We start from the raw sequence: 21,280 nt of genomic DNA on the forward strand, positions 1-21,280 counted from the left end.
CGCGCGGACGGCGTAGCCGTCCACCCTAAGAAAACCAGGCCCGAACATCAGAGCCAGCCGGCCTTCTTGAAACGCCGGTACAGGTAGAAACACACCCCGCCCATGATCGCCAGCGCGAACGGGTAGCCGTACTTCCATTTCAGCTCCGGCATGAACTCGAAGTTCATGCCCCAGATGCCGGCAAAGGCCGTGAAGACGGCGAAGATCGCCGCATACGAGGCGAGCTTCTTGCTGATGTCGTTCTCGTCGATCGCCACCATCGACAGGGTCACCTGGATTGCTGTGTTGATGGTGTCGCGCACTGCGTCCAGGCGCCCCAGGATGCGCAGCAGGTGGTCGTGCACGTCGCGGAAGTAATCCTGGGTCTCGACCACGACGCCGGGCACGCGTCCGCCGTGCAGGCGGCCGATGGCGTCGAGCAGGGGAATCACCGCGTGGCGCAGCACCTGCGACTTGCGTTTCAGGGCATACAGGCGCTCGATGTTGGCGCGTTGTTCGCCGACCTGGCCGAAGATGTGGTCCTCGATCGATTCCAGCTCGGATTCGAGCGCATCGACCACCGGGAAGTAGCGGTCCACCACCGCGTCGACCAGGGCGTAGAGCACGAAGCCCGAACCTTTTCTCAGCTGGTGCGGCTCGCGTTCGGCGCGGGCGCGCACGCCCAGGAAACCCTGGTTGGCGTCGCGCCGCACCGAGAGCACGTAGTTGGGGCCGGCGAAGATGGCCAGCTCGCCGGCATTGAGTTCGTCGCCATTGAGTTCGACGATGTGGACGATGACGAAGACGCAGTCGCCGTATTCCTCCATCTTGGGGCGCTGGTGGCCACGCGCGGCGTCTTCGACGGCCAGTTCGTGCAGGCTGAATTCTTCCTGCATGACGGCGATTTCTTCCTTGTCCGGGTCGCGCAGGGCGACCCAGACGAAGGTGTCGGACAGTTTCAGGTACTCGCTGATGTCGGCGACGGGGATATCGGACAGCTTCTTGCCTTCCTGGTAGGCGACACAGTTGATCAGCATGGATGGTGTAAGGGGCGTAACAAGCAAGTAACAAGCAAATAAGCGCCAGCTTACACCATCGGCCCTACTCGTCCCGTGCGCCGTCTATCCCAAGCTCGACGATCTTGCGCGTGATGGTGTTGCGGCCGATCCCGAGCCGCATCGCGGCGTCGTTCTTGCGCCCGTGGGTGTGCTTGAGCGCCGTCTTGATCAGGGCCGACTCGAACTGGCGGCCGAGGATGTCCATCACGTCCATCTGGCCGGCGCTCAGCATGCCGGCCGCCTGCAGCTCCAGCAAACCGATCCAGCCATCCGGCGCCGCCTGCACCTGGATAGGTGCAGGCGCGGCAGCGGCTGCCGGTGCCGGCATGCCGGGCAGGCCGGCGTCCTGCAGGGTCGAGGGCGGGGGCGCGCCTTGCGTCAGGTCGCGCGGCAGGTCCTTCACCTCCACCGTCTGGCCGGGCGCCATCACGGTGATCCAGTTGCACAGGTTTTCCAGCTGGCGCACATTCCCAGGCAGTTCCAGGCCGGCGAGGAATCGCATGGCCGGCTCGGACAGGCGCTTCGGTTCGACGCCCAATTGGCGTGCACTCTGCACCAGGAAGTGGCGCGCGAGGATCGGAATGTCCTCGCTGCGCTCGCGCAGGGACGGCAGGCGCAGGCGGATCACGTTCAGGCGGTGGTACAGGTCTTCGCGGAACAGGCCGTCGCGCACGCGCTGTTCGAGGTTCTGGTGGGTGGCCGCGATCACGCGCACATTGGCTTTTACCGGCTGGTGCCCACCCACGCGGTAGAAGTGGCCGTCGGACAGCACCCGCAGAAGACGGGTTTGTAAATCAAAGGGCATGTCCCCGATTTCATCAAGGAAGAGCGTGCCGTTCTCGGCCTGCTCGAAGCGGCCGCGCCGCATGGCCTGGGCGCCGGTGAAGGCGCCGCGTTCGTGGCCGAAGAGTTCCGATTCCAGCAGGTCCTTCGGGATCGCCGCCGTGTTCAGGGCGATGAAGGGCTGGGAGGCGCGCGGGCTGTGCTTGTGCAGGGCGCGCGCGACCAGCTCCTTGCCGGTGCCCGATTCGCCGGTGATCAGGACCGTCACGTTCGACTGCGACAGGCGCCCGATGGCGCGGAAGACTTCCTGCATGGCCGGGGCGTGACCGAGGATCTCGGGCGTCTCGGCGGGCGCAGCTTCGACGCTGGCTTCGCGCAGGCTTTCCTCGAGTGCGCGGCGAATCAGGGCCACGGCCTTGTCGATGTCGAAGGGCTTGGCGAGATAATCGAAAGCGCCGCCCTGGAAGGAAGCGACCGCCGAATCGAGGTCGGAAAAGGCGGTGATGATGATGACCGGCAGGCCCGGATGGCGGGCCTTCACGGCCTGCAGGAGGTCGATGCCCGATTCGCCCGGCATGCGGATGTCCGACACCAGCACCTGCGGCGTGTCGGATTCAAAAGCGTTCATGGCGTCGCGCGCGTTGGCGAAGCTGCGGGTCTCCAGGCTTTCGCGCGCCAGGGCTTTCTCCAGCACCCAGCGGATCGATGCGTCGTCGTCGACAATCCAGATTGGTTTCATGTGTTCGTGGTTCCCGCAATATGGATGGTTCGGGGACTCACGGCGGATACCACATGCCCCGCTTATGGCAGCGGCAGCAGAATCCGGAAATCCGTCAGTCCAGGCCGGCTTTCGCACTCGATCACACCCAGGTGCTGCTGCACGAAGGTCTGCGCCAGCGTCAGGCCGAGGCCGCTGCCGCCTTCGCGCCCCGACACGAGCGGGTAGAAGATGCGGTCGCGGATCTCGGGCGCGATGCCCGGTCCATTGTCGATGATATGCAAATCTAATGCCAGCCCGTAGCGGACCTTGGCCAGGGTGACCTGGCGCGCCACCCTGGTGCGCAGCACGATCTCGGCGTCGCCCTCGGCGATGCGATGCCTGAGGGCCTGGGCGGCGTTGTGGGCGATGTTCAGGACGACCTGGATCAGCTGCTCCATATCGCCCCGGAACTCGGGGATCGAGGCGTCGTAGTCGCGCCGGATGGTCAGGCCCGTGGGGAATTCGGCGAGGATCAGGCTGCGCACGCGCTCGCAGACCTCGTGGATATTGACGTCGCCGACGATGTGGGGCTTGCGGTGCGGCGCCAGCAGGCGGTCGACCAGGGTCTGCAGGCGGTCGGCTTCCTTGATGATGACTTGCGTGTATTCCTGCAGTTCGAGCAGGTGGTGGGGCGGCAGCTCGAGTTCCAGCAGCTGGGCGGCCCCGCGGATCCCGCCGAGGGGATTCTTGATCTCGTGCGCCAGGTTGCGAATGAGTTCCTTGTTGGCCTGGCTCTGGTCGAGGATGCGCTCCTCGCGGTCGAGCTTGAGCTGCTGGACGTTCTCGCGCAGCTCGATCAGCAGCATCCCCTCTCCCAGTGCGCTGACGATGGAGTTCACGTGCAGGGGCTCGCGGCCGTTGCGCTGCAGGGCCAGGTCCTGGCGCAGGTCGGCGTACTGGTGGGCCAGCGCCTGGGCGCACAGGGCGCTGAGTTCCTGGCCGTTGGTGAACAGCTCGGTCAGCGGCGCGCGCTGCAGCGACTTGAGCGAGAGTTCGAGCAGGTTCTCGGCGGCCGGGTTGGCGTAGCGCACGTCGACCTCGGGGCCGACCAGCAGCACGCTGGATGCCAGCAGGTCGAGGCCCGCGTAGCGTGAATGGTCGCCTGGTTCGCTCATGCAGTCCTGTCGTATCCGTCGTTATCTGATATTCGTGATCTCGCGCTGCAGCGCTTCGATATTGCGTTCGGTGCGGCCGATCTCGTCGCGCATCGAGGCCACGCGTTCCTGGTACTTGGCGTAGTTGCGCTCGTTGCCCATGCGTTCGGGCTCGCCGCCGTTGAAGTCCTTGCGCAGGTCCGCCAGTTTCTTCTGCTCGGCGCGCAGCTCGTCGTTCAGGATCTCGCGGCGGTCGTCGTCGCGGGCGCGCTGCTGGGCGCTGTCCACGCGCGGGAAGCTGGTCGGGCTGGCGGTCGGCGCCGGGCCGGTGCTGCCGCTGGCACGCACGGCCGGGATCGGCGCCGAGGCGCGCACTGGCGCCGGCGCGCTCGAGAAGAAGCTCTCGAGCTGCTTGCAGCCCTTGCGGTTCTGGTCGGTGAATTCCACGCGGCCATGCTCGTCCACGCATTTGTAGACGGCGCCCTGCGCCTGAGCGCCATGGTGGAGCGCGAGGCCGACGGCGAGGACCGCGGCGGCGCGGAAAAAGCGGTAGAAGCTAATTGTCGTTCCCATCAGAAATCAATTTGCACAATAAACGTGCACATATTGTAGAACGGCCCGACTATACAGCAAGCATGAAAAAAGGCGGGGAAAGCCCTCGCTTTCCCCGCCTTTGTTACATAGCCTTACGCATGGTGACGCACCCGCGCAACGCTTGTGTTGACCACTTGATTACGACGAGTAGTACATGTCGAATTCGGCCGGGTGCGGGGTCATGCGCAGACGCTGCACTTCCTGCATCTTCAGGTCGATGTAGGCGTCGATCATGCTGTCGCTGAACACGCCGCCGCGGGTCAGGAACTCGCGGTCCTTGTCCAGGGCTTCCAGCGCTTCTTCCAGCGAAGCGCACACGGTCGGGATCAGCTTGTCTTCTTCCGGCGGCAGGTGGTACAGGTCCTTGGTCGCGGCTTCGCCCGGGTGGATCTTGTTCTGGATGCCGTCCAGGCCGGCCATCAGCAGCGCGGCGAAGCACAGGTAGACGTTGGCCAGCGGATCCGGGAAGCGGGTCTCGATGCGGCGGCCTTTCGGGTTCGCCACGTGCGGGATGCGGATCGAGGCCGAACGGTTGCGTGCCGAGTAGGCCAGCTTGACCGGGGCTTCGTAGCCCGGCACCAGGCGCTTGTACGAGTTGGTGCCCGGGTTGGTGATCGCGTTCAGCGCGCGTGCGTGCTTGATGATGCCGCCGATGTAGTACAGGGCGGTTTCCGACAGGCCGGCGTAGCCGTCGCCCGCGAACAGGTTCTTGCCGTCCTTCCAGATCGACTGGTGCACGTGCATGCCCGAGCCGTTATCGCCGTTCATCGGCTTCGGCATGAAGGTCGCGGTCTTGCCGTAGCTGTGGGCCACGTTCCAGATCACGTACTTCAGGTTCTGGGTCCAGTCGGCGCGCTCGACCAGGGTCGAGAACTTGGTGCCGAGTTCGTTCTGGCCGGCGCCGGCCACTTCATGGTGGTGCACTTCGACCGGGATGCCCATCGATTCGAGGATCAGCGACATTTCCGAACGCATGTCCTGGAAGCTGTCGACCGGCGGGACCGGGAAGTAGCCGCCCTTGACGGTCGGACGGTGGCCGCTGTTGCCGCCTTCGATTTCCTTGTCGGTCGACCAGGACGCTTCATCCGAATCGATCTTGACGAAGCAGCCCGACATGTCGATCTTCCAGCGGACCGAGTCGAAGATGAAGAATTCCGGTTCCGGGCCGAAGTAGGCGGTGTCGCCGATGCCCGAGGACTTCAGGTAGGCTTCGGCGCGCTTGGCGATCGAGCGCGGGTCGCGGTCGTAGCCCTTGCCGTCCGACGGTTCGATCACGTCGCACTGCATGAACAGGGTGGTCTCTTCCATGAAGGGGTCGAGATTGGCGGTGTTCGGGTCCGGCAGCAGGAGCATGTCCGAGGCTTCGATGCCCTTCCAGCCGGCGATCGACGAACCGTCGAAGGCGTGGCCCGACTCGAACTTGTCTTCGTCGAAGTGCGACACGGGGACGGTCACGTGCTGCTCCTTGCCGCGGGTGTCCGCGAAGCGCAAGTCAACGAATTTCACTTCGTTGTCTTTGATGAGTTGAATTACGTCTGCAGCCGTCTTTGCCATTCGTATCTCCTGATTGAAAAGGGGGTGCCGTCCCACATCTTCACGGAACGGCAACTTGCTCTACTTCAAAGCATGAACCGTGCCAACCCAGCGTTATGAGTAAATGCACAATGCTTCGTTGGAATTCGCTCGTGCTGGTCCTACAATCGGTGCATGGTCACTGTCACGCCGTGAATACACTCGCACCAAATGAGTGCACCACTCGGGTGCGATGCACCATCGCAGCGCAGGATACACCGAACCAAGTTGGTGCAATGCTTTTTATTCTCTAAAAATGGACCGATGCTCATGAGTACTTCCGAATCCATCCTCGCCGGCGCCCGCGGGCGCGCCCCTGGCCAGCCCTATGCCGGCGCCGTCACGCCGGAAGAAGCATTCGCCCTCCTGCAGAGCGATCCGCGCGTGAAACTGGTCGACGTGCGCACCAATGCCGAGCGCGACTGGGTCGGCAAGGTCGCCGTCCCCGAATCCCAGCACGTGGCGGTGCAATGGGCCACCTACCCCGGGGGCCAGCCGAACCCAGACTTCGCCGCCCAGCTGGACAAGGTCGCGCGCAAGGACGAGGTGCTGCTCTTCCTGTGCCGCTCGGGCGTGCGCTCGCGCCACAGCGCGCGCGTGGCGACCGAAAACGGCTTTGCGCAGTCCTACGACATCCTGGAAGGCTTCGAGGGGGATCGCGACGAGCAGGGGCATCGCAAGACGGTGGGTGGGTGGTGCAAGGCGGGCTTGCCCTGGATTGGGGCGTAGCCGGTATCGTCGATACGGCCCTGAGCTTTTGTAGGGTGGGCAAGTTTCTTGCCCACGCGTTCAGCTTACGGAAGCGCTGTGATGCGCATGCGAGAGTTGAACGCGTGGGCAAAGGATTGCCCACCCTACGGCATCACCATCAGCTGCAGGCCTGAGGCCGCGCCCGGCGCGCGGTAGACGCGCTGGGTCGCCTTCTGGAAATCCTCCGGCTTCGCTTTCGGGATGTGCACGAAGGTCTGCGGATTCAGGTCGACCAGCGGGAACCAGGAGCTCTGCACCTGCACCATGATCCGGTGGCCGCGGCGGAAGGTGTGGTTGACCTGGCCGATGTCGAAGCTGAGCGCCTCCTGCTTGCCCGGGGTGAAAGGCTCGGGCTTCTCGAAGCTGTTGCGGAACTTGCCGCGCAGCGGATTGCCGCGCACCAGCTGCTGGAAGCCGCCCATGTTCACCGACGGCGGGCCGACGTCGTTGCCCTTGCGCTCAGCTTGTGGAGTCGGGTACTCGGCCGGGTAGACGTCGATCAGCTTGACCACCCAGTCCGCATCCGTCCCGGTGGTCGAGACGACGAGTTTCGGCAGCACGGGGCCGGCAACGGTCACGTCCTGTTCCAGCACCTCGCTCTGGTAGACCAGCACGTCGGGGCGGGTGGCGGCGAAGCGCTGGTCCGAGACCATGTACTCACGCGGCACGCCGGTGGCGGCGTAGCCGATGTAGGGAACCGGTTTGCGCGGATCGGCGACGTATTCGTCGTAGCCCGTGCCGCTGCTGGCCGGCTGCTGCCAGCTCAGGGTGCCGTTCGGGCCGAAGTACAGGGTCTTCGCTTTCGCCGGCGCCGGCGGCCAGGCCGAATACGTGCGCCAGACATTGGTGCCGGTCTCGAAGGCGTTCACATTGGCCAGCGTGCGCGCGGGTTTCACGCCCTTCAGGTGCTGCTCGAAGAAGGGGAACTGGATCTCGCGGCGGTAGTACTCGCTGGTCTTGGCATCGAAGCTCACGTGGCCCAGGCGCGCGCCGTCGCTGCCGGCCCAGCCGCCGTGCACCCAGGGACCGATCACCAGGGCATTCGGCGTCTTCGGGTTGTACTTGCCGACCGCGTCGTAGATCGCGAAGGGTCCGGCCGGGTCTTCCGCGTCGAACCAGCCGCCGACCGTCAGCACGGCCGCCTTCACGTTCTTCATGTGCGGCGTGATCGCGCGCGAGCGCCAGAACTCGTCGTAGGTGTCGTGCACGATGGTGGGCTCGAGCAGCGCGCGCTGTTCGGCGCTCAGCGTCGCGAGGATGTTCGGCATCGTCAGGCGCTTGAGGAAGAAGTCGTAGGCGTCGGCCTCGCCGTACTCGAAGCTGGAGCGCGCGCGGTTCGGCAGGGTCGGGTTCTTCTGCGGCAGGAAGTTCGTGTAGAAATCGAAGTTCGCCGACAGCATGAAGGCGCCGCCGTGGTAGGAGTCGTCGCCCATGTAGAGATCGGCGATCGGCGCCTGCGGCGAGGCAGCCTTGATCGCCGGGTGCGAGTCGATGATGCTGGCGGCGGTGTAGAAGCCGGGATAGCTGATGCCCCAGATGCCGACCTTGCCATTGTTGTTCGGGATGTGCTTGAGCAGCCATTCGACGGTGTCGTACATGTCTTCGCTCTCGCTGCCCTCGCCCTTCTCGCGCTTGGCCTTGGCGTGCGGGGTCATCTCCTGCCAGCTGCCTTCCGACATGTAGCGGCCGCGCACGTCCTGGGTCACGAAGATATAGCCGGACTGCTCCAGTTCCGGCGTCGGGCTGAGCGCGCGCGGGAACCAGTCGACGCCGTAGCGCGTTTCACCGTCCGCACGGGTACCGGCGCTGTACGGCGTGCGCTGCATCAGGAAGGGGTAGGCTTTCGAGCTGTCCTTCGGCACATACACCACCGTGAACAGCTTGACGCCGTCGCGCATCGGGATCTGGTACTCGTACTTGGTGTAGTGCTCGCGCGGGTTGCGCTGCTGGGCGGGCGCGTCGGCGTGGACGGATTCGTTGGCGGCATGGGCGCCGGCGCAGGCCAGCAGCGCGCCCAGGGCCAGGGCGGAAAGGGGACGGCGGATCATGGCTTCCTTCGGATGCGGAACAAAGACCGCCAGTGTAATCCTTTTCCTTAGAGAATTTTGTTATTTACGCATCATCCCTTCGAGGTGGCCCGGCCATGCATGTCGATGGTGCCGCGCACCCGCTCGCGCACGAAATTGATGTGGCTGCGCAGGCGGTACAGCTCCTCCGCGTAGGCCAGCGGAATCGAGATGTGGTTCACGCGATCCTCGATTTCTTCGAGGCGCAGCAGCAGTCCCTCACGCGCCGCCTCGCGCGCGTCAAAAGGCGTCGTCTCGAGCTCCTGCTCGACCTTGCGCAGCTCGCCATACCACCTGTAAACGCGCGAGCGCACGCGCCACACGTAGATGGGCGGCACGATCTTCGACAGCGGGATCAGGAGGGCCGCCAGCGCCACCACGACCACCCACAGGCGCTCGGCCAGGTTGGCCAGCCAGAACCGCATATAGCGCTGCAGGAAGGGAGGGCCGTCGCGGTAGTAGCGCTCCGCTTCGCGCGCCACGGGGATTTCGGTGTACTTCGGCGACGGGAACTGGCCCTGCTGCTGGAACCAGCCTGCCTTGCCGTGGATCTCGCCGGCCGATTTCACCAGCAGGCCCACCAGGGCCGGATGCAGATCCTCGCGCGCGACCAGGGTCGCGGTCGGCGCGATCAGGTGATAGTCCTGGCTGGGGATGTCGCGGCCCAGGTCGACGATCCCGCGCGGCAGCACCACATGGGTCAGGAATGGCAGGCGGCGGGTGTAGGCGTCGGCCTGGGTGAAATTGAAGAGCTTGATGCCGGGCGTCTGCAGCAGCATCTGGATCAAGGGGGCTTCCGGGGCGGAGCTGAATACCAGGCCGTCGATGCGGCCGGCCAGCAGCTCCATCGTGGCCGGGGTGTTTTCCAGCGCGCCGATCTGCAGGTCCTTCGCCTCGATGCCGTTCGCATCCAGCACCTGGCGGAACAGGCGCGGCACGCCCGTGCCTTCGGGCCCCAGGTTGATGCGTTTTCCCTTCAGCTCGGTCAGGTGATTTACCTTGGCCGACTCGCGCAGGAACAGCCAGACCGGCTCGGTGAACAGGCTGCCCAGCGAGACCAGCCCTTCGCGCTCGGCCTGCCCATCCACGGTGGAGCCGCTCTGGACGAATGCGACGTCGGCCTTGCCCGCAATGAGGCGCTCCAGGTTGTCCTGCGAACCGAGCGAGGGTTCGAGCGTGAGCGTGATCTCGTCGCGCGCCAGGATGGCCGCGTACTGGCGGCCGAATTCCTGGTAGGCGCTGTTGAACTGGCCGGTGGCCATGGTGAGCTTGCGCGGCGGCGCCGGGTCGACCCAGAGATAGGCCAGCACGGCCACCGCGATCACCGCCAGCAGGGTCGGCCCCGATGCGACCAGGAGGTCGCGCAGGGACACGATGCTGAACTGGCGCATGCGCGTCACGGCGCGCTTGACCGCGGCCCTGCCCTTCAACGCACGCACTGCCGCTGCGCGGCCACGCTGCCCGCGGGCGGTTCGATCATCGGCATCAGGCTCGGCGCCAGGTTGGCCAGCAGCTGCACCGGCAGCGCGCTGGTGAAGTCGTAGTCGCCGGACTGCGGACCGTGCACGTAGGCAGTCATGCTGCCGAAGTAGCGTTCGCCGATGTTGAAGACAAAGGTCGCCGAGCGGTTCACGTAGCGCGACTCGATCACGCGGCCGCCGCGCGCATACACCTCGAAGCGCTGGTCGCCGGTACCGGTCTTGCCGCCGACGGCGATCACGCTGCCGTCCTGCTGCACGAAGGCGGTCTTCACGCGCTTGGCGGTACCGTCGCTGACCACGCCCTGGATGGCGTCGGCCACGGTACGGGCAACTTCGGGCGCGAGAACCTGCTCCTTGCCGCCGCCCTTGGTGCGCTTGACCAGGGTCTCGTAGGGCGTGTCCTTGGCGAAGTGCAGCGAGTCGATGCGCTCGACGGGCTTTCTCACGCCGCCGTTGACGATGATGCCCATGAGTTCGGCCAGCGCGGCCGGACGATCGGCCGAGGCGCCCAGCGTGGTCGCGTAGGACGGCACCAGGGAGTCGAAGGGATAGCCCATCTTCTTCCACTGGGCGTGGATCTTGAGGAAGGCTTCGACTTCGATCAGGCCGGCGATGCGCTTGTCCTGGGCGTGCTTGCGGTGGGTCTTGAACAGCCACGAGTAGACGTCCTGGCGCTGCTGGACGCTGGCGTTGGTGACTTCGGTCCAGCCGGCGTTCGGGTGGGTGCGCAGGTAGCTCACCAGCCACAGTTCGAGCGGGTGGACCGAGGCCACGTAGCCGCGGTCGGCGAGCGACATGTTCTTCACGTCGTACATCTCGTACATCTTCGGAATGCGGTCCGCATCCATGTCGTGCGAGGGCGGCAGGCTCTTGTCGACAAACGCCCCGAACTGCTCCATCGTCGCATCCGGGAACACGGTGCGGTGGGCCGCGGCCAGCTTCGAGGCCATCGGACGCACGCCGGAGAACAGCAGGTCCACGACTTCCTGCGAGGTCTTGCCCTTGTACTTGTTCCAGAACTTGGCCAGGAAGACCTTGCCCTCGTTGTCGGCGAAGCGCGCCAGATAGGTCTGGCGGCGCGGGTCGTCGGCGTCGGCCAGCAGCTGGGCCGAGGAGCCGGGCAGCTGGAACATGTAGTAGCGCACCACGTCGCGCATCATGCGCACGAACACCAGGTTGGTCGAATTGCGCAGCGCCTCGGTGACCGTCATGATCTTGCTGTTGTCCAGCTTGCTGAAGTTGCCGAAGGTGTGCAGGCCGCCGCCGGTGAAGAAGGCTTCGCCCGGGTTGGCCGAGTACTTGCGTTCCATGGCCGCGGCGAGCATGGGCTTGAGCCCCCGGTCGGCGCCGTCCGGCAGCTGCTGGAAGTATTCGACGGCCCACTGCGACATGCGGTCCTTCGGGTCGGTCTCCACGCCCATCAGGCCGATCTTGTCCATCGGCTCGTAGCGCTTGTGCAGCTGGTCGACGATGTCGAGGTAGGTCACCAGGGTGCGCAGCTTGGCGGTCGAGCCGAGGTCCAGTTTGGCGCCCTCGTTGATGTCGAGCGGCTGGTCGTAGTTGTCGGTCTGGACGCGCAGGTAGTTCACGTGCTCGCCGCGCTCCATCAGGGTGAAGCTGTAGACCACCTGGGACGGGTCGCCGTTGCCGAGCAGGCCCTTGCCGGTCAGGCCCGCGGCCTTCGCGTGCTCGGCGTCCGACAGCTTGCGCAGCGCGTCGGTGACGGCCTGCTGCACGCCGGCGTCCAGGGTCGAGACCACCGACAGGTCGAGGCGGTCGAGGTTGTACAGGCGCGAATCGCCCACCAGGTAGCCCAGGTGGTTGCGCACGGCATTGGCGGCCTTGCGCGAGACGAAGGCGTCGGCGCCCGGCGCGGCCACGCCCGAGCCCTGGGCCGGGTGCAGCTCGACCTTCAGGGCGGCGTCGCGCAGCTGCGGCGAGATCACCCCGGCCTGGGCCAGCACGCGCAGGTGGCTGTTGGTCAGCGTTTCGAGGTCGTGTTCGCCCGCGCCCAGGTAGTAGGCCGGGCGGCGCTGCGCGATCATCAGGGACAGCGCTTCCTTGTAGGCGGTGACCGCCTCGGGAGTATTCATCGGCCCCTTGAGGAGACGGGACAGCTCCTCGAAGTCGCGGCCGTACCAGACCCACATGCCGTCGCCGATGCCGTTGACTTCACCGTAGCCCGGCTTGGCCGACAGCGGCACGGTATTCAGGTAGTCGAGCACGATCTGGCGGCGCGCCCTGGTCGTGTCTTCGCCGTCCTGGTAGGCGCGCAGGGTGGCCGAGGCCATCTGGATCATCTTGTCCGACAGCGAACCGGTGCGGCCTTCCGGCGAATGGCGGTATTTCTCGATCTGGGTCGCGAGCGTCGAGCCGCCGGCCACGCGGCCTTCGCCGCCCAGGCCCACGGTGCTCAGGGTCTTGTCGAACACCGCCTTCGAGAAGCGGTCCCACTCCACCGCCGGGTTGCGGTGCGGGTAGGCCGGGTCGAGCAGCTCGCGGTTCTCGATGAACAGCAGGCTTTGCACCAGCAGCGGCGGCGCGTCCTTGAACTCGTGGTAGAAGCGCTCGGGGAAGCGCGAGGCGAACAGGGGCTGGGCGCGGCAGTCGAGGATCTCGAGGCCGACCTTGGTCTTCTCGTGATAGGTGGCGTAGAGGCCGCGGTCGGCCATCTCGATCATCTTGGGCGAGATGCGGGCCTGGGCGTCGATGTGATAGCCGCGCGACTGCAGCTTGTCCAGGTAGGACGGCATGTTGGCGTAGCCCAGGCGCGTGTCGTAGGGGCTGGCGGCCGGGAAGCGGATCGATTTGCTCGGCCCCTTGTCCATGCGATACGTCAGGTCTTGCGCCATGCCGGCGAAGATCCTGGCCTGCAGGCGCGAGGTGCGGATCTCGAGCGCGCCCCAGCCGCCCAGCAGCACCAGCAGGATCAGGAGCGCAACGTAGAACCAGGTCTTGAAGCGGCGCTTGCGCGGCGCCCCGGTGGGCTTGTTGTCAGGCGCGCCTTCGGGCCCCTCGCCTTCCGGCGGCTCGGCCGGCGGCACGCGGCTGCGGCCGGGCGCAGCGCCGCTGGCCAGGTGGGGATAGGCTTCGTACAGGGGAACGTCGTTGCCGCCCGCGGACGCGAGCACGGGTGCGCCGCCGGCCACGCCGAAGGTGAATCGTCCGCGCAAGCTGGAGAGAACGCGGGAGAGAAGACTGGGCCGTTTGAAACGGCGATTACTTTCCATGATGGCTCAACTGGTTTGAATCAAAAACGCGCGCAATCCCCGCCAACCTGCCTGCCATCCGTGCTGCTGGTTCGATCGAGTGATTGCTCGCGTCAGGTCGCAAAACGCGCGGTGCAAGCTCACTCAGGATTGCACCTCCACAGGTATCATTCCACCACATCAATACGACACGCGCGAGACACGGTTTAACAAATTTGATGCGCACGAAGCATTTTCGCAAAAAAACAACGGCAGAGTTAGCTGGACGGCATCGAGTCCTACACAGGGCCGATGTCGGCGCCGCGGCGCTCCAGTTCCGAGCGCATCGCGGCGAACGCCGCCGCCACTCGCGCGGGCTCGCCTTTCACGCCCAGTTCGATGTGGCGGCGCTTGCCGTCGTCGCCCACGCTGGGCAGGCTGAAGACCCGGACGCCGGGATAGTCCCGCTGCAGCGCTTCCATCAGCGGCGTCAGCGCGGCCTCGGCGGCCTCGAACACCAGCAGCGAACGTTCCTCGAAGGCGCTGGCGTGAAACAGATGGGCATAGCGGGTCTCGAGCACCCAGGCTATCATCGGCCAGGCCATTACCGGGAAGCCCGGCACGAAGTGATGGTCGGCGACCGTGAAACCGGCGATGCGGTTGTAGGGATTCGGGATCAGTTCGGCGCCTTGCGGGAATTCGGCCATCTTGAGGCGCTGCAGATTGTCGGGCGCAGCGAAGTCGGGCTCGCCCCCTGCTTCGCGCGCCGTCTCGCGGATCCGCTCTTCGATGTTGCGCCGCCCTTCCGGATGCAGGACCAGGGGCAGGCCGAGCGCGGCCGCCGCGCACTGGCGCGTATGGTCGTCCGGCGTGGCGCCGATGCCGCCGCAGCTGAACACGATGTCCTTGCCGGCGAAGCTGCGCTGCAGGGTGGCGGTGAGGCGCGGCGGATCGTCGCCGACGAATTCCGCCCAGTCGAGCTGCAGGCCGCGCGCGCCGAGCAGCTCGACCACCTTGCTGAAATGCTTGTCCTGGCGCCTGCCGGACAGGATTTCGTCGCCCACGACGATCAAGCCGAATCCCATGCGTTCTCCCCATGCCTATCCTTCTTGAACGGCGCAGCCACCGGTCCGGTTGACGCGGAAATTTGACAAGAAACATGACGACACCCGATCCGCTCGACAGTTTGAAGACACGCCTGGCGCTGCTTGCCGACCCCGCGCGGGCGCTGTCCATGCGCGCCTACCAGCGCGACCAGTTCGATTTTCTCGGTGTGGCGACGCCCGCACGGCGTGCGGCCGTGAGGGAATGGGCGCCACGCATGCCCTGGCCCGCGCTGCTGGAACTGGCCGGGCGCCTGTGGGACGAACCCCTGCGCGAATTCCAGTACGCGGCCATCGACCTGCTCGACCTGCGCCGCAAGGAGCTGCCCGTCGGCGCCATCGGTCCCCTGCTTGCGCTGGCGCGCCGCAAGCCCTGGTGGGAGACGGTCGACGGCATGGCGGGCGTGATCGGCAGGCTGCTTCGTGCGCACCGAACCGCCGGCGCGCAGGAGGCCATGGATGCCGCCCTGCTCGACGAATCCTTCTGGATCCGCCGCATCGCCATGACCCACCAGCTGGGCTGGCGCCGCGAGACCGATGAAGCGCGTCTGTTCGGCTATGCGCTGCGCCTGGCGCCCGAGCGCGAATTCTTCATCCGCAAGGCGATCGGCTGGGCGCTGCGCGACTATGCCAAATGGGCGCCGCAGAACGTCAGGCGCTTCGTCGATGCGCACGAAGACCTGCTGTCTCCGCTCACGGTCCGCGAAGCGCGCAAGCACCTGCGCTAGGGGACGTCAGGCCGGCGCCGTCCCCGCGCGCAGCTCGTCCAGGGCGCCCAGGCAGTAATACTGGAACCACAGCCCGGCGAACAGGAAGATCATGATGTAGAGCCACAGCGACAGCATGGCCAGGACCGGGAACAGCACGATCGAGATCAGGGCTCCGCCCATCCAGGCGATGCCGGGCAGCGCCCCGGCCAGGCCGGAGGCGAAGCCGATCGCCAGCAGCGCGCCGCGGTGGCGGCGCATCAGCTCCCGCCTTTCCTCGGGGCTGGCGTGGGCCGCCAGCGCGTCGTAGCTCATCACGCGCGAGGTCACCCAGGCCCACAGGCAGGCCTGCACCAGCCAGGCAAGCGGCGGGACCGCGTACAGCGGCAGGGTGAGGAGCCACAGCATCGCGAACACCGCCGTGCTGCCGAGATTGATGCCGACGCTGCCGATGAAGGAACCGCCCTGCTTCTTCTCCAGCTTCGGGTACTGGCTATTGCCGACGTGGCGCTCGATCGCCGGCATGGCGATCACGCCCATGAACAGCAGGGCCGAGGCAATCATCAGGGGCAGCAGCAGCGCGATCGCCAGCAGCGGGATCACCATCACTTTCAGCACGCCCAGGCCGAGCATGGACAGCATGCTGCCGCTGGCCTGGAAGATCTCGTATTGCGCGAAGGTTTCCTGCAGCCAGTCGAGCAGGGGCTGCAGGCCGGTCCACAGCACGAAGCCCCACAGCAGCAGCGACAGCGCCAGCGGCGCGGTCGACAGGACCAGCATGCGGCGCGAGAACTGGGCGCCGAGGGCGCGCCGGTAAGCCAGGCCGACGCCCTTCATGGCATATCCTTCCAGTGGTGGTCTGCACGGGCGCTGTTGGTCGGCATCGCGGCTCCTTGTCGTCTTTTCAATATGGCCATTCTACGCAAAGCCTTGTGCGATGCACTACAATCGCCCTTCAACTTGAACAACAGGGAATACCATGTCCACCATTACCACTGATTCCGGCCTGCAATACGAAGACACCGTCGTCGGCAGCGGCGCCGAGGCGAAAGCCGGCCAGCACGTCACCGTCCACTACACCGGCTGGCTGCGCAACGACGACGGCAGCCAGGGCGCCAAGTTCGATTCGAGCAAGGACCGCAACGACCCCTTCGAGTTCGCGCTGGGCGCCGGCCACGTGATCCGCGGCTGGGACGAAGGCGTGCAGGGCATGAAGGTCGGCGGCCAGCGCCGCCTGACCATCCCGGCAAGCCTCGGCTACGGCGCGCGCGGCGCCGGCGGCGTGATTCCGCCGAACGCCACCCTGATCTTCGACGTCGAACTGCTCGCCGTCTAAGACTCCCCAGGCGGCGTCCTGTCGGCGCCGCCTGAGCATCCCCTCTAAAATGCGCCCGGATTCCCGGCGTACGCCCTCCTCCTGGGCTAAGATGCCTGCGCATAATATATTGCCAACGCAACCAACTAGAGGAGTACTCATGAGCTTGCAAGAACAGTTCGCCCAGGCCCAGGCCGAATCCAAGAATCTGCCGGAACGCCCGGACAACATGACCTTGCTGAAGATTTACGCGCTGTACAAGCAGGGCGCGAGCGGCGACGCCACCGGCGAGCGCCCCGGCATGACCGACTTCGTCAACCGCGCCAAGTTCGACGCCTGGGCCGCCCTGAAGGGCACCTCCCAGGAAGACGCGATGCAGCAGTACATCGACCTGATCGAGGAACTGAAGGGCTGAGCTTCATAGCTCCCCTCGTTGACGGCCACCTGCGGGTGGCCGTTTTTGTAGGGTGGACGGTCCCCCGCCCACGCGTTCAACTCCCCTTGGAACAGACCGCGCGGCAATTCACAGGCTGTTTGAACGCGCGGGCGGCATCCACGCCACTGGCTGATCAAGGCACCCGGTGGAGCCGCACCACCCTACGGTTCTCGCTGCTCACCCCGGAACGAAGACCTTCCGCATCTTCTCCGCCACCTTGGCCTCGATGGCCGGGGCGAATGCCCCCATGAAGAAGCCCAGGCGGATGCGCATCGCGGCGCGCTGGTCTTCCAGGGTCAGGGCGCCCTCCACCCCGCTGCGTTCGAAGCGCAGGACGTCGCCATCCCATTTGCATGCCAGGCCATATTCCGTGGCGATGCGCTGGGCCACCTGCTGGGCCGCGTCGCGCGCCTGTTCCGGGCTCAGGTTATGTTCCTGGACGATGCTGATTTCCGACATGGAGTCTGTTTCCTTCAATCTGTTGCGAGACAATCCGCAATGATGCCACCTGGAAGCGGACTAAGCCAGTCCAACGGTGCTGTCTGCTCTTCAATATAGCTCAATTGACTTTCGTCAATGTCCACGCCGCCCGGCGCGCGACCATGGTCATGCCGCCCGATATTTCGCAAGGAGCCGTCATGGAACCAGGTCCCCTCCTGCCCGACGCACTGGCCACGCCCGACCGTGACCAGCCGCCGGCCCGCCCCATCCCCACGCCCAGCGCCCCCTACCTGCAGCAGCACCGCGCCGCCCGCCTGCTCGAGCAGCCCCTGCTGCCGGACACCGGGCCGCAGCCGGCCTCCGGCACCGCGGCGAACATGGAGGCCGGCGCCGGCGAGGACGATGCCGCGGCCGAGCCGCCCGCCCTGCCCCAGGCCTTCGGCGCCCGCGTGCTGATGTGGAAGCAGGATCCCACGGTGGGCGACATCGGCACCCGGCGCGCCTGGCTGCCCGGCCCGGTGCTGGCCGGCCCGCGCGACGCCCGCATCGCGCCGGGCGCACCCGGCATCGACCCGGTCGAGCCGAACGCCTTCGGCGACTTCGTCACGCAACCCGACACCCCGCAGTTCGATGCGGTGCACACTTATGCGGTGGTGCGCCAGACCCTGACCATGTACCAGCGCGCCCTGCTGGCCGTGGGCCTGGACATGCCCCTGCCCTGGCAGTGGAACACCAGCATGGACACCCGTCCCCTGATGCTCTTCCCGCACGGCCTGCCGAACGTGATGAACGCCTTCTACAGCCGCACCCAGGGCTGCCTGAAGTTCGGCGACTTCGTGCCCAGCCTGGAGCCGGCCGGAACCGGCGCCGGCGCCACGGAGCCGGAACGGGTCTATACCTGCCGCTCCTTCGACATCGTGGCCCACGAGACCGCCCACGCGGTACTGGACGGTCTCAAGCCCCAGTGGCTGCTGGCCGACGCCCCGCCCCAGACCGGCGGCCTGCACGAAGCCTTCGGCGACCTGACCGCGATCTTCCTGGCCCTGTCGCAGCTCGACCTGTGCGAAGCCGTGATCGCCCAGACCCGGGCCCAGCTGCACGACAAGAGCTTCCTGTCCGACGTCGCCGAGCAGTTCGGGCTGGCGCTGGGCTCTACCGTCGGCCTGCGCAACGCCGACAACGACCTGACGCTCGGCCAGGCCGGCACCCAGGTGCACGCAATCTCCCAGGTCTTCACCGGCGCCGTCTACGACGTGCTGGCCGATATGTTCGCCTACGAGCGCAATCCCGTGCTGGACGACTGCGCCGCCGTGCTGCACCGGGTGGCGGCCTACCTGCGCGGCCTGCTGCTGCGCGCCCTGATCGCCGCGCCCGACAGCGCCGCCAGCTATGCCGACGTGGTCAACGAGATGCTGCGCCTGGTGGTCGAGGACGGCAAGCCGGCCGCCTATGCCGGCTTCATCCACAACCAGTTCGCGCGCCGCGACGTGGTCGAGGCGCCTGGCCAGGCCTCGGCTGCGACGGCGGTCCCGGGCGTCGACAAGCTGGCGCCGAAGGTCTGCGACAAGGCGGGCGCCCGCCAGGACCGGCGCGCCTGCTGCGGCACCATGAACCTGCCCGAGTACTACCGGATGGACCGGGTGCTGGACGCCGAGGCGCGCGCGCTGGCGCTCTGGTGCGGCGCGAACGGGCGCCTGGCCGGGTGCTTGGCGCCGCCGGTGGCGCTGGCCCCGGAACAGCCATGAAGATCAGCGCACGCGCCTGCGGCGGTTTCGCCGGGCTCGCCCAGGCCTACGACCTCGACACCGCCGCCCACCCGGACGGCGGCGAGCTCGAAGTCCTCCTGGGGCGGCTCGACTTCTTCTCGGCGGCGCCCGCCTGCCCGGTCGGCGCCGACCTGCCGCGCTGGGAGATCACGGTCGAGGACGGGCAGCGCTGCCACACGGTCTTCCTGCGCGAGGACGGCAGCGGCGGCGACTGGCAGACCCTGCTCGACCGCCTGCGCGCCAGCGCCTGAGGGTTTCTGCCGGTGCTGGCGGCGCCAGGCGCGCGCCGCCCGACGCATTTGCTTATATATATTGTGTATGAAGGCCACTAGAAGGAAACGCCGAATTGCCCTAAAATACAGTGCTTTGCATGTCCGGCCGGCCCAGTCAGCGCCCGGCGACGCGACCCAATAAACTAATAGGACTGTTATGACCCACGTTGTCACCGAATCGTGCATCCGTTGTCGTTACACCGACTGCGTCGATGTATGCCCGGTAGATTGTTTCCGGGAAGGCCCGAATTTCCTCGCCATCGACCCTGACGAGTGCATCGACTGCGCCGTCTGCGTGGCCGAGTGCCCGGTGAACGCGATCTACGCGGAAGAAGACGTGCCGTCGGACCAGCAGCAATTCATCAAGATCAACGCGGACCTGTCGCGCTTCTGGCCGTCGATCACCAAGACCAAGCCGGCGCTGCCAGACGCCGAAGAGTGGAAAGACGTCAAGGACAAGCTGGACCAGCTGGCCCGCTGAACGTGCCAGACGCCCGGCCCGCCGGGCCGGCGTCTGCGGCCGTTCGTCAATCGTGGCACACTAGCGGCCACCGTCCCACTCCTACCCCATTCCAAAGAAAGACAAGCGCATGACTATCAGTGCCTCCCACGAAGCGGGCAGCATCGCTCCGAACAGCTCCTTCGCCGGCGCGATCGATGCCGACGCCGTCATCATCGGCGCCGGTCCGGTCGGCCTGTTCCAGGTCTTCGAACTGGGCCTCCTCGAGATCAAGGCCCACGTCATCGACTCGCTGCCGGCCGTCGGCGGCCAGTGCGTGGAACTCTACCCTGACAAGCCGATCTACGACATCCCGGCAGTGCCGGTGTGCACCGGCCAGGAACTGACCGACAACCTGCTCAAGCAGATCGAGCCTTTCGAGCCGACCTTCCACCTGGGCCAGGAAGTCACCACCGTGCAGCGCCGCGAAGACGGCCGCTTCAACGTCGAGACCTCGACCGGCACGCAGTTCATCACCAAGACCATCTTCATCGCCGCCGGCGTGGGTTCCTTCCAGGCCCGCACCATGAAGGTCGACGGCATCGAGAAGTTCGAGAACACCCAGCTGTTCTACCGCGTCAAGGATCCGGTCCTGTTCGAAGGCAAGAACCTGGTCATCTGCGGCGGCGGCGACTCCGCCCTGGACTGGGCCCTGAACTTCGTCGGCAAGGCCGAGTCGGTCGTGCTGCTGCACCGTCGCGAGGACTTCCGCGCCGCCCCGGCTTCGGTCGCCAAGATGAAGGCCCTGTGCGACGAGTACGAGATGCAGCTGATCATCGGCCAGGTCACCGGCTTCGAAGAGAAGGCCGGCCAGCTTTCCGAAGTGAAGGTCACCGGCGCCGACGGCGTCACCCGCCGCGTGCCGCTGGACATGCTGCTGGTCTTCTTCGGCCTGTCGCCGAAGCTGGGTCCGATCGCCGAATGGGGCCTGGACATCGAGCGCAAGCAGCTGAAAGTCATGGACACCGAGAAGTTCGAGACCAACGTCCCGGGCATCTTCGCCGTGGGCGACATCAACACCTACCCGGGCAAGAAGAAGCTGATCCTGTCGGGCTTCCACGAAGCCGCGCTGGCCGCCTTCGGCGCCGCGCCCTACATCTTCCCGGACAAGAAGATCCACATGCAGTACACGACGACCTCGCCGAAGCTGCACAAGATCCTCGGCGTCGAGACTCCGGTCTTCGACTGATTCCCGAGCGATTCCCGAACAAGCCGCCCCGCGCAAGCCGGGCGGCTTTTTTGTTGCCTGGAGGTCTTGTTGAGTAAGTGCGAAGCGACGAAGTCCGGCAATCGCACCGCGCTTTCCTCTTATGTGGGACGCCTCACCGAAGCGTCTTGCACAAATATGCTACAAGTGAGCCATGGGTTCCGGGGAGTGAAAACGGCTGTTTCCACAAGTAAATGACTATCCCCTAT

General features: G+C 66.1%; 19 protein-coding genes. 8 read left to right on the forward strand and 11 right to left on the reverse strand.

The features are described 5' to 3' along the window. Positions 1–47 precede the first annotated feature (47 nt). The 5 genes from corA to glnA all read right to left on the reverse strand — a co-directional run bounded on the left by corA (position 48) and on the right by glnA (position 5,822). Positions 48–1,016: a magnesium/cobalt transporter CorA gene (gene corA / locus ACQ7JA_RS03585; protein WP_430894593.1), complete on the reverse strand. Its 969-nt coding sequence runs from the start codon at positions 1,014–1,016 to the stop codon at positions 48–50. 64 nt (positions 1,017–1,080) lie between these two features. Beyond that, complete coding sequence (gene ntrC / locus ACQ7JA_RS03590; protein WP_430894595.1) at positions 1,081–2,559, reverse strand: nitrogen regulation protein NR(I); 1,479 nt, start codon at positions 2,557–2,559, stop codon at positions 1,081–1,083. A gap of 62 nt (positions 2,560–2,621) precedes the next feature. Next, on the reverse strand, positions 2,622–3,695 hold the full coding sequence (gene glnL / locus ACQ7JA_RS03595; protein ID WP_430894597.1) for a nitrogen regulation protein NR(II): 1,074 nt from the start codon (positions 3,693–3,695) through the stop codon (positions 2,622–2,624). 21 nt (positions 3,696–3,716) lie between these two features. Beyond that, positions 3,717–4,247, reverse strand: coding sequence for a DUF4124 domain-containing protein (locus tag ACQ7JA_RS03600; protein ID WP_430894599.1), 531 nt, complete (start codon positions 4,245–4,247; stop codon positions 3,717–3,719). A 159-nt stretch (positions 4,248–4,406) separates the two neighbouring features. Continuing rightward, the gene (glnA, locus tag ACQ7JA_RS03605) at positions 4,407–5,822 is read right to left on the reverse strand and encodes a type I glutamate--ammonia ligase (protein WP_430894601.1); all 1,416 of its coding nucleotides are present in this window, start codon (positions 5,820–5,822) and stop codon (positions 4,407–4,409) included. Positions 5,823–6,110: 288 nt separating this feature from the next. Between glnA and ACQ7JA_RS03610 the strand changes: the two genes are divergently transcribed. Beyond that, complete coding sequence (locus tag ACQ7JA_RS03610) at positions 6,111–6,569, forward strand: rhodanese-like domain-containing protein (protein ID WP_430894603.1); 459 nt, start codon at positions 6,111–6,113, stop codon at positions 6,567–6,569. Positions 6,570–6,694: 125 nt separating this feature from the next. On the opposite strand, the gene ACQ7JA_RS03615 is transcribed toward ACQ7JA_RS03610, so the two are convergent. The 4 genes from ACQ7JA_RS03615 to ACQ7JA_RS03630 all read right to left on the reverse strand — a co-directional run bounded on the left by ACQ7JA_RS03615 (position 6,695) and on the right by ACQ7JA_RS03630 (position 14,410). Then, positions 6,695–8,638, reverse strand: a complete 1,944-nt coding sequence (locus ACQ7JA_RS03615) for a CocE/NonD family hydrolase (RefSeq protein WP_430894605.1) — start codon at positions 8,636–8,638, stop codon at positions 6,695–6,697. 71 nt (positions 8,639–8,709) lie between these two features. Beyond that, positions 8,710–10,047 (reverse strand): TAXI family TRAP transporter solute-binding subunit, encoded by a 1,338-nt coding sequence (locus ACQ7JA_RS03620; protein WP_430895390.1) that lies wholly within the window; start codon positions 10,045–10,047, stop codon positions 8,710–8,712. Between the two features lie 35 nt (positions 10,048–10,082). Continuing rightward, complete coding sequence (locus tag ACQ7JA_RS03625) at positions 10,083–13,181, reverse strand: transglycosylase domain-containing protein (protein WP_430895393.1); 3,099 nt, start codon at positions 13,179–13,181, stop codon at positions 10,083–10,085. Between the two features lie 443 nt (positions 13,182–13,624). Beyond that, positions 13,625–14,410 carry a competence/damage-inducible protein A gene (locus ACQ7JA_RS03630; protein ID WP_430894607.1) on the reverse strand — a complete coding sequence of 262 codons (786 nt, stop codon included), beginning with the start codon at positions 14,408–14,410 and terminating at the stop codon, positions 13,625–13,627. 74 nt (positions 14,411–14,484) lie between these two features. Here ACQ7JA_RS03630 and ACQ7JA_RS03635 point away from each other — a divergent pair, with 74 nt between their 5' ends. Further along, positions 14,485–15,156 (forward strand): DNA alkylation repair protein, encoded by a 672-nt coding sequence (locus tag ACQ7JA_RS03635; protein WP_430894609.1) that lies wholly within the window; start codon positions 14,485–14,487, stop codon positions 15,154–15,156. Positions 15,157–15,162: 6 nt separating this feature from the next. Here ACQ7JA_RS03635 and ACQ7JA_RS03640 read toward each other — a convergent pair whose 3' ends face one another. After that, positions 15,163–15,972 (reverse strand): EI24 domain-containing protein, encoded by an 810-nt coding sequence (locus ACQ7JA_RS03640; RefSeq protein ID WP_430894611.1) that lies wholly within the window; start codon positions 15,970–15,972, stop codon positions 15,163–15,165. Between the two features lie 142 nt (positions 15,973–16,114). On the opposite strand from ACQ7JA_RS03640, the gene ACQ7JA_RS03645 reads away from it, so the two are divergent. Both ACQ7JA_RS03645 and ACQ7JA_RS03650 read left to right on the forward strand, forming a co-directional pair. Then, positions 16,115–16,471, forward strand: coding sequence for an FKBP-type peptidyl-prolyl cis-trans isomerase (locus ACQ7JA_RS03645; RefSeq protein WP_430894613.1), 357 nt, complete (start codon positions 16,115–16,117; stop codon positions 16,469–16,471). 139 nt (positions 16,472–16,610) lie between these two features. Then, a complete protein-coding gene (locus tag ACQ7JA_RS03650; protein ID WP_159696209.1) occupies positions 16,611–16,865 on the forward strand; it encodes an acyl-CoA-binding protein in 255 nt (84 codons plus the stop codon). Between the two features lie 198 nt (positions 16,866–17,063). Here ACQ7JA_RS03650 and ACQ7JA_RS03655 read toward each other — a convergent pair whose 3' ends face one another. After that, on the reverse strand, positions 17,064–17,345 hold the full coding sequence (locus ACQ7JA_RS03655; protein WP_430894615.1) for a polyhydroxyalkanoic acid system family protein: 282 nt from the start codon (positions 17,343–17,345) through the stop codon (positions 17,064–17,066). Between the two features lie 179 nt (positions 17,346–17,524). On the opposite strand from ACQ7JA_RS03655, the gene ACQ7JA_RS03660 reads away from it, so the two are divergent. The 4 genes from ACQ7JA_RS03660 (at position 17,525) to ACQ7JA_RS03675 (ending at position 21,053) form a co-directional block, all read left to right on the forward strand. After that, positions 17,525–19,072, forward strand: coding sequence for a hypothetical protein (locus tag ACQ7JA_RS03660; RefSeq protein WP_430894617.1), 1,548 nt, complete (start codon positions 17,525–17,527; stop codon positions 19,070–19,072). Then, on the forward strand, positions 19,069–19,344 hold the full coding sequence (locus ACQ7JA_RS03665; protein ID WP_430894619.1) for a protealysin inhibitor emfourin: 276 nt from the start codon (positions 19,069–19,071) through the stop codon (positions 19,342–19,344). Before ACQ7JA_RS03660 ends, ACQ7JA_RS03665 begins: the two co-directional genes overlap by 4 nt. 178 nt (positions 19,345–19,522) lie before the next feature. Continuing rightward, positions 19,523–19,846, forward strand: a complete 324-nt coding sequence (gene fdxA, locus ACQ7JA_RS03670) for a ferredoxin FdxA (RefSeq protein ID WP_430894621.1) — start codon at positions 19,523–19,525, stop codon at positions 19,844–19,846. 109 nt (positions 19,847–19,955) lie between these two features. Beyond that, a complete protein-coding gene (locus ACQ7JA_RS03675; protein WP_430894623.1) occupies positions 19,956–21,053 on the forward strand; it encodes an NAD(P)/FAD-dependent oxidoreductase in 1,098 nt (365 codons plus the stop codon). Positions 21,054–21,280 lie beyond the last annotated feature (227 nt).

It is taken from the genome of Massilia sp. BKSP1R2A-1, from assembly GCF_050586525.1.
In the GTDB taxonomy this organism is placed as follows: domain Bacteria; phylum Pseudomonadota; class Gammaproteobacteria; order Burkholderiales; family Burkholderiaceae_D; genus Telluria.

What these genes read in the sequence shown, in the direction of transcription:
- corA (WP_430894593.1), bottom strand. Translation starts at nt 1,016, where the DNA reads ATGCTGATCAACTGTGTCGCCTACCAGGAAGGCAAGAAGCTGTCCGAT.
- ntrC (WP_430894595.1), bottom strand. Translation starts at nt 2,559, where the DNA reads ATGAAACCAATCTGGATTGTCGACGACGACGCATCGATCCGCTGGGTG.
- ACQ7JA_RS03610 (WP_430894603.1), top strand. Translation starts at nt 6,111, where the DNA reads ATGAGTACTTCCGAATCCATCCTCGCCGGCGCCCGCGGGCGCGCCCCT.
- ACQ7JA_RS03620 (WP_430895390.1), bottom strand. Translation starts at nt 10,047, where the DNA reads ATGCGCCAGTTCAGCATCGTGTCCCTGCGCGACCTCCTGGTCGCATCG.
- ACQ7JA_RS03675 (WP_430894623.1), top strand. Translation starts at nt 19,956, where the DNA reads ATGACTATCAGTGCCTCCCACGAAGCGGGCAGCATCGCTCCGAACAGC.
- ACQ7JA_RS03665 (WP_430894619.1), top strand. Translation starts at nt 19,069, where the DNA reads ATGAAGATCAGCGCACGCGCCTGCGGCGGTTTCGCCGGGCTCGCCCAG.
- ACQ7JA_RS03600 (WP_430894599.1), bottom strand. Translation starts at nt 4,247, where the DNA reads ATGGGAACGACAATTAGCTTCTACCGCTTTTTCCGCGCCGCCGCGGTC.
- glnL (WP_430894597.1), bottom strand. Translation starts at nt 3,695, where the DNA reads ATGAGCGAACCAGGCGACCATTCACGCTACGCGGGCCTCGACCTGCTG.
- glnA (WP_430894601.1), bottom strand. Translation starts at nt 5,822, where the DNA reads ATGGCAAAGACGGCTGCAGACGTAATTCAACTCATCAAAGACAACGAA.
- ACQ7JA_RS03630 (WP_430894607.1), bottom strand. Translation starts at nt 14,410, where the DNA reads ATGGGATTCGGCTTGATCGTCGTGGGCGACGAAATCCTGTCCGGCAGG.
- ACQ7JA_RS03640 (WP_430894611.1), bottom strand. Translation starts at nt 15,972, where the DNA reads ATGAAGGGCGTCGGCCTGGCTTACCGGCGCGCCCTCGGCGCCCAGTTC.
- ACQ7JA_RS03615 (WP_430894605.1), bottom strand. Translation starts at nt 8,638, where the DNA reads ATGATCCGCCGTCCCCTTTCCGCCCTGGCCCTGGGCGCGCTGCTGGCC.
- ACQ7JA_RS03650 (WP_159696209.1), top strand. Translation starts at nt 16,611, where the DNA reads ATGAGCTTGCAAGAACAGTTCGCCCAGGCCCAGGCCGAATCCAAGAAT.
- ACQ7JA_RS03635 (WP_430894609.1), top strand. Translation starts at nt 14,485, where the DNA reads ATGACGACACCCGATCCGCTCGACAGTTTGAAGACACGCCTGGCGCTG.
- ACQ7JA_RS03645 (WP_430894613.1), top strand. Translation starts at nt 16,115, where the DNA reads ATGTCCACCATTACCACTGATTCCGGCCTGCAATACGAAGACACCGTC.
- ACQ7JA_RS03655 (WP_430894615.1), bottom strand. Translation starts at nt 17,345, where the DNA reads ATGTCGGAAATCAGCATCGTCCAGGAACATAACCTGAGCCCGGAACAG.
- ACQ7JA_RS03660 (WP_430894617.1), top strand. Translation starts at nt 17,525, where the DNA reads ATGGAACCAGGTCCCCTCCTGCCCGACGCACTGGCCACGCCCGACCGT.
- fdxA (WP_430894621.1), top strand. Translation starts at nt 19,523, where the DNA reads ATGACCCACGTTGTCACCGAATCGTGCATCCGTTGTCGTTACACCGAC.